General features: G+C 32.1%; 1 protein-coding gene. It reads right to left on the minus strand.

Annotated elements, in window-relative coordinates:
- Positions 1–368 precede the first annotated feature (368 nt).
- Entirely contained in the window at positions 369–1,694 is a 1,326-nt protein-coding gene (locus tag F6K13_RS29755; RefSeq protein WP_124155167.1) for a hypothetical protein, read from the minus strand.
- Positions 1,695–2,189: the final 495 nt, after the last annotated feature.

The raw sequence follows: 2,189 nt of genomic DNA on the forward strand, positions 1-2,189 counted from the left end.
ATTTTCTTTGTGGGTTTAATACCCCACCGTCAACGGGGGTGTTCACGCATTACTTGGGGGAGCGAATCCCCATGTAATTTTCCTCCTGTCTCCTGTCTCCTGTCTCCTGTCTCCTTCTTCAAATATTTAGATTAACTATAATTCCATCATGTAAATGATACTTGAAAACTTTACTCTGAGCTTTATTTTAACATTGCAATATTATTCCTAATGTTAACTTAGCTTATTCTAGATTTCGGAAGCTTTAACAGCTTTTAGTAGCTCTGTTTAAGTCCCCGGTTTCTTCTATAAACCGGAAGGTGCGCGGAGGGGTTAAAATCTCCTTCTAAACATTTACTGCTGAGTGCTGATTGCTTATTTAAAATATTCTAACGAATCAAAGATAAATCAACCCTACCAAAGTTAGTACTTAAAGCAACCTGCATATTTTCTAGAGCTTTAACTAACCACATAACTGTTTCTCTAGTATGTGATTCGTAATGGTTAAATAGTATAGAAAATCGTTTTTCTAGGTATGGTTTGACTCTATAGCAGACCAAAACTATTTTCAGTAAAAGGCCAGTTGTTGTGATCGGACCCAGGTTACCCATTAGATTGAGAAATAGAAAGTGTTGTGGTTTTTGGGTACTTTCTACAACTAGATATCCTAACATTTGATTACAAGTTCTCATCAGCAAAAAGTCATTAAACTGTTTGTCATTACTGTGAGACATAGTATTTTTTAGCTGCTTATATAGTTTATCTTGAAACTGATGCTTAATAGATTTGGAATCTACATCAAAAGATGTACTTAAATATTCATAGAAACTTTCTTTAAAAGAACGATAGGATTGAGGTTGTCTGACATGGGTTAGGAAACTTTTTGCATTATCTCGATAGTTATTACCATTTTCAACTTTACCTACAAATTTTTTAATTGCTGATAATACTTCCCGCTCGCTCAAAAGAGTAGGATTTTGAATATTGTTGGTGCCTTCCCAAGGAAATGCTGTCAAGTTTGAAAGTGCAGCTTCTCTTTCAGAGGCAGTTGTTACTACTCTCTGTCTAATTTTATGAGTTACATATTTGGATAAGTCTATTTCAAATTTTCTTTGTTTGTGTCGTTGAATTTTTCTGATAACTTGTTGGTATTCATAACTACTATCTGGGGTAACTAAACAATGTTGGTATATGTAAGGATAGCGTGGAATTAGAGTTCTTAAAGGTTGAGCTAGAGCACTATTAGTGTTTCTGCAACTTCCTGTTTGTTGGTTAATTAATTCTGTTAAGCGTTTTAAGGAGAGATATTGCTCGCTTCTTGTGAATGCTTGAACCAGTTCTAATAATTTCTTACTATTATGAGAACCGTAGTAGTGGCGGCGTGCTGGTTGATTTTCAACTCGAGCGAAAAGCTTCATTAAGTCTAGTAAAACATCTTTTTTATAGTTATATGGTTGTTTTCTATTGATAACTATATGACAGCAGCGATTTAAGATAAAATTAAAATCTTCTTCAATTTCTGGCAATGCTGTAATTCTATCTAGTGCTTGAGATATTTCTCTGTCAGGATATCCCGAACCATTAATAAATAACATTCTAAATCTTTCAATTACTTCTTTTGAAGACTTTAGATCTATCAATTGGATAAAATGGTTATAGATATCTTGTTCATCTTGAGATTTGTATTTGTTATATTCGTCCATAATATTTTTCATTTTATATACTTCCTACCTACTTTAAGATTTTTATCTTCCAGGGCTAGTTTGACGATTAATTAGCGTCTATAGTTTGTATAAAATTGTATATTTAATTCCAAATTTTAGGTTGATATTTACTTTACTATACTAGGTATAATTTTTATCTATAACTCAGTATTAAAACCCTTAGATTATTCTATACCTAACATCGATACCCTACAGTTGACTAAAACCCATAACTTTCATTATCTTAAAAACTTACTGAATTTGTGTGAAGTTTCAGTAAAGATTTTGCTTGATTAAAAACTCTCCTACATCGGTCAATTTTGATTTTACTGATTTATTAGTAGCATCTACTTCCAACTCCATACAAATTTTTCGTTACTGATTGTAATATACATAAGATAGTCTAAATTTTATTAATCCTTGCTCGGCAAAGTTTTAGTTATCTTGTCTGGTGTCAGCTCTAAATTATGACAAAATTTACCAAACTTAAAATTTTTTTTTCCCCTA

Source organism: Okeania sp. SIO2B9 (assembly GCF_010672505.1).
GTDB classification, from domain to species: domain Bacteria; phylum Cyanobacteriota; class Cyanobacteriia; order Cyanobacteriales; family Microcoleaceae; genus Okeania; species Okeania hirsuta.